The sequence below is a fragment of the Pseudomonas sp. P5_B2 genome, from assembly GCF_056400445.1.
In genome coordinates this window covers 1-4649 of the sequence record NZ_JBFULH010000328.1, presented here as the reverse complement: position 1 = coordinate 4649, position 4649 = coordinate 1, and the positions used below count along the sequence as shown (strand labels likewise).

At 56.9% G+C, this 4649-nt stretch carries 3 protein-coding genes and 1 pseudogene; all 4 read right to left on the bottom strand.

Features of this window, described 5'->3' with window-relative positions; all coding sequences use genetic code 11:
- Positions 1–109, bottom strand: a pseudogene (locus tag AC1DRJ_RS19590) (peptide ABC transporter permease); the annotation flags it as partial.
- A gap of 72 nt (positions 110–181) precedes the next feature.
- Positions 182–1777 carry an ABC transporter substrate-binding protein gene (locus AC1DRJ_RS19585; RefSeq protein ID WP_477803604.1) on the bottom strand — a complete coding sequence of 532 codons (1596 nt, stop codon included), beginning with the start codon at positions 1775–1777 and terminating at the stop codon, positions 182–184.
- A gap of 77 nt (positions 1778–1854) precedes the next feature.
- Positions 1855–3267, bottom strand: a complete 1413-nt coding sequence (locus AC1DRJ_RS19580; RefSeq protein ID WP_477803603.1) for an OprD family outer membrane porin — start codon at positions 3265–3267, stop codon at positions 1855–1857.
- Positions 3268–3440: 173 nt separating this feature from the next.
- Positions 3441–4649 (bottom strand): ABC transporter substrate-binding protein (locus tag AC1DRJ_RS19575; RefSeq protein ID WP_477803602.1); only part of this gene is annotated, 1209 nt, incomplete at its 5' end.

Here is a 4649-nt window from a genome sequence, read left to right as displayed (position 1 = left end):
CTTCTACGGGGTCGCCAGGAATCATGCGAATCAACGCGAAAGTCAGCAAGGTGATGCCGAAGAACGTGGGGATCAATAACCCCAGTCGGCGGGCAATAAAACTAAACATCTTCTGGTGTACCTCATCAGCCGGTTAGGCGTGCCCGGCATTCCTGGGTCAGGAATGCCGGTAGTTTCTTATCTACTTCACCTGGGTGGTGGCGAAGTTATTAGTGGTGAGCGGGCTAATGTGATAGCCCTCTACGTTGTTGCGCATTGCAGTAAACATACGGGTGTGGGCCATGCTGATCCATGGCTGGTCCTGATTGAAAACCTCCTGGGCTTGCTCGTAGAGCGCGGCACGTTCCTCCGGGTTCACTTTAGCCCGTGCCTGGTCGATCAGCGTCTGGAATTTCTCGTTGCACCAGCGCGCGTAGTTTTCGCCGTTCCTGGCTGCTTCGCAACTGAGCATAGGCGTCAGGAAGTTGTCCGGATCGCCGTTATCACCCGCCCATCCGGCGGAAACCATGTCGTGCTCACCGTTTTTTGCACGTTTGAGCATTTCGCCCCATTCCATGACGCGAATATCGACCTTGATCCCGACCTGAGCCAGGTCAGCCTGCATCATCTGCGCACCGAGCATCGGGTTGGGGTTGGTCGGCCCGCCGCCGTTGCGGGTGAACAGTGTAAACGTGGTGCCTTCCGGTACGCCGGCTTCCTTGAGCAAGGCGCGGGCCTTGTCCAGATCACGCGGCGGGTTTTTCAAGGCGTGGTTGTAACCCAGCAGGGTGTCAGGGTACGGGTTGACAGCCACAGTTGCATTGCCTTTGCCGAACAAAGCATTGACATAAGCGGCCTTGTCGAACGCGATGTCGATGGCTTTGCGTACGCGCACATCGCTCAAGTACTTGTGAGAGGTGTTCATCGCGATGTACGAAACGGTCATCGCGTTCAGCTCGTCAACCTTGAGGTTGGGGTCTTTCTTGATGCTCGGGATGTCATCGGGCTTGGGATACAGCGCGATCTGGCATTCGTTGGCCTTGAGTTTTTGCAGGCGCACATTGTTGTCGGTGGCTATCGCCAGAATCAACACTTCAGCGGGTGGTTTGCCACGGAAATACTCCGGGTTGGCCTTGAAACGAACCTGAGCGTCCTTGTTATAACGCTGGAACACGAACGGGCCGGTACCGATGGGTTTGTTGTTCAGGTCGCCGGTCTTGTTCGCCTTGAGCAACTGGTCAGCGTATTCGGCTGAGTAGATCGAGGAGAAAGCCATGGCGATATCCGCCAGGAACGGCGCTTCACGACGGGTCAGGGTGAACTTGACGGTGGTGTCGTCGACTTTCTCGACGCTTTTGAGCAGTTCTTTGAAGCCCATGCTTTCAAAGTACGGGAAGCCCACGCTCGACAGTTTGTGCCATGGGTGGTTCGGGTCCAGCTGACGCTGGAAACTCCAGACTACGTCGTCGGCGTTCATGTCGCGGGTCGGCTTGAAGTAATCGGTGGTGTGAAACTTGACGCCTTTGCGCAGGTGGAACGTGTAAGTCAGACCGTCTTCACTGATGTCCCAGGAGTCGGCCAGTGCCGGAATCACCTCGGTGGTGCCGGGCTTGAAGTCCGCCAGGCGATTGAAGATGGTTTCGGCCACGGCATCGGCGGTGACTGCAGTCGTGTACTGGACCATATCGAAGCCTTCCGGACTGGCTTCGGTGCAGACCACCAGGGGTTTGGCCGCAACGCCAACAGCGACACTGAGCAACGCGGCCGCAATGGCCGCACGTAGGGGAAGCATTTTCATCAAGAACCCTCTGCAATCAGTTAAAAGTCAAAACCCAACGGCCGATTCGTCAATGAATCAGCCGGTGGGCAGGTGCATTACAGGATGTTGAACGGAATGGTAGTCACGAGGCGGAACTCGTTGATGCTGCCGTCACCCTGGTTTTGGCTGGCACGGTGAGCGGTGTAGGTCACGCGAACAGTGGAGTCCTGGAACGGGCCGCTCTGAATGGCGTACGTAGAACCGATGCCGTATTCGTAATGATGTTCGTTGTCCATGTTCTTAACGTCGTAGGCCGTGCCGGTGTAGTGAGTACCGTTGATGTCCCAGCCACGCGCCTGGTAGATGTTGAACTTCAGGCCAGGCACACCGTATTCAGCCATGTTCAGGCCATAGGCGACCTGGAAGGATTTCTCGTTCGGGCCGTTGAAGTCCGACAGCAGGGAGTTGGCCAGGTAGATGCCGTTGGTTTCGTGCAGGTAGTCGAAGTACTCGTTACCTTCCACTTGCTGGTACGAGAAGGTCAGGGTATGTGCCTGGTGAGTCAGGCCGAACGACAGGGAGTAGGTGTCGTTGTCGATGTTGCCGAGCAGGGCCTTACCTTCTTCCTGGGTTTTGTAGTAATTCAGGCCGGTGTTGAGGCTCAGTACCTGGCTGTCACCGAGGATGTGATTGGCGCCGAAGTAGTATTGGTTCCAGATGTCTTCAGCCTGGGTCGCCCACAGGCTGGTGGTCAGGCTGGCGAAGGGTGTGAAGGTGATGCCGCCGGTGTAGACGTGATCGGTTTCAACGAAGCCGTTGGCGTATTCGGTACGGAATTTACTCAGGCTTTCTTCGGTTCGCGGTGAGTTGCGATCGAAAGTGCCCAGGTCGAAGGCCAGGTTGTTCAGCTCTTCGCTGTGGATCGCCACACCCTGGAAGCTTGAAGGCAGCGCACGGTTGCCGATGACGTCTACCATCGGGCTGCTGAAGTTCATGCGGCCGGCGGTCAGGGTGGTGTTGGAGGCGCGAGCCTTGATGTTGGCCAGGCCCAGCTTGCTCCACTGACCTTGAGCGTCGCCGCCTTCTTTTGTCAGGGTACGGTTGTTGCCCGCGCCCGGACGGGTGCCCGGTGCGCCACCGTTGTTGGAAGCCAGGTTCTTGCGATTACGTTCCAAAGCCACCTCGTTGTAGGCACCCACTTCAGTGCTCAAGCCTACGGTGCCTTGGGTGAAGCCCGAGTTGTACCGGACGATGGTGCCCTGAACCCAGTTGATACGGCGATCAGTCGGAGTGGCTACACCGTCTTTGCGGTAAGTGAATTTGCCGCCGCGGTGCAGTTGCTCGTTGGCATACCAGTTACGCGTGGTGCCATAGATCGACTGGCCTTCGACAAAGCCGGTTGCGTCGGCTTGCGAGCTTTTGGTATTGACCGTCACCGGGGTGAATTCCTGGCTTTGGGTTTCTGCGTAAGCCGTGGCGGTTATGCTGCTGATGACCAGGGCCAATATTGCGCTGTTGCTCCGTTTCATGGTGAAGCTCCTAAGTTTCTTTTTTTATTTAATGCCGGTCTTATTGGGTGATCCGGCTTTTGGTTTAGAACGCAAACAAGGCTTCGCAAACGTTTGCAGTACGCCTGACTGGCGATTTTCGGCAATACGCTTGCGTGAGGGCGCAATGCGCCCCCAGCGTTCTGGCTATTCGGTTATTGGTCGATACTGACGCCCGAGAACACGTTGCGGCCGAAGGGGCTGACTTTGAACCCTTCGACTTTGGTGCTTAACGGCTGGTTGACCGTCGAGTGGGCGACTGGCGTGATCGGTACCTGCTGTTTGAGGTACTGCTGCGCCTGTTTGTAGAGCACGGTGCGCTGGTCGCGGTCAGTGACGACCTTGGCCTGCTTGATCAGCTTGTCGTAAGCCGGATCACACCACATGGAATAGTTGTTGCCACCAATGGCATCGCAGCTGTAAAGCGTGCCGAGCCAGTTGTCCGGGTCCCCATTGTCCCCGGTCCAGCCGATCAGGCTGATGTCGTGTTCGCCATTTTTGGTGCGCTTGATGTACTCGCCCCACTCGTAGCTGACGATCTTCACTTTGAGACCGATTTTTGCCCAGTCAGCCTGGAGCATTTCGGCCATCAACTTGGCGTTCGGGTTGTAAGGGCGCTGAACCGGCATCGCCCACAGAGTAATTTCGGTGCCTTCTTTCACGCCGGCAGCCTTGAGCAGTTCCTTGGCTTTTTCCGGGTTGTAGGCGGCGTCTTTAATCGTTTCGTCGTARGACCAYTGGGTCGGMGGCATGGCGTTGACGGCCAACTGCCCAGCACCTTGGTAGACGGCGTTGAGAATGCTTTGCTTGTTSACSGCCATGTCCAGCGCCTGACGCACTTCGAGCTGGTCGAAAGGCTTGTGCCGAACGTTGTAGGCGATGTAGCCGAGGTTGAAGCCAGGCTTCTCGATGAGCTGCAGTTTGCTGTCGTTCTTCAGCGCAGTCACATCGGCGGGGCGCGGATGCAGGGTGATCTGGCACTCGTTGGCCTTGAGTTTCTGCACGCGCACCGAGGCGTCGGTGTTGATGGCGAAAATCAGGTTGTCGAGCTTGACCCGGCTCGGGTCCCAGTACTGCTTGTTGCCGGTGTAACGGATGTTGGAGTCTTTCTGGTAACTCTTGAATGCAAACGGGCCAGTGCCGATCGGCTTCTGGTTGATGTCGCTCGGTTTGCCTTCGGCCATTAGCTTGTCGGCGTATTCGGCGGACAGGATGGCCGCGAAGCTCATGGCGATGTTTTGGATGAACGCGGCGTCGACGCTGTTGAGCGTCATGACCACGGTCAGCGGCCCGGTCTTTTCGACCTTGGCGATGTTCTTGTTCAGGCTCATCCCGTTGAAGTACGGGAACTCGGTCGGATAAGC

What these genes read in the sequence shown, in the direction of transcription:
- AC1DRJ_RS19580 (WP_477803603.1), bottom strand. Translation starts at nt 3,267, where the DNA reads ATGAAACGGAGCAACAGCGCAATATTGGCCCTGGTCATCAGCAGCATA.
- AC1DRJ_RS19585 (WP_477803604.1), bottom strand. Translation starts at nt 1,777, where the DNA reads ATGAAAATGCTTCCCCTACGTGCGGCCATTGCGGCCGCGTTGCTCAGT.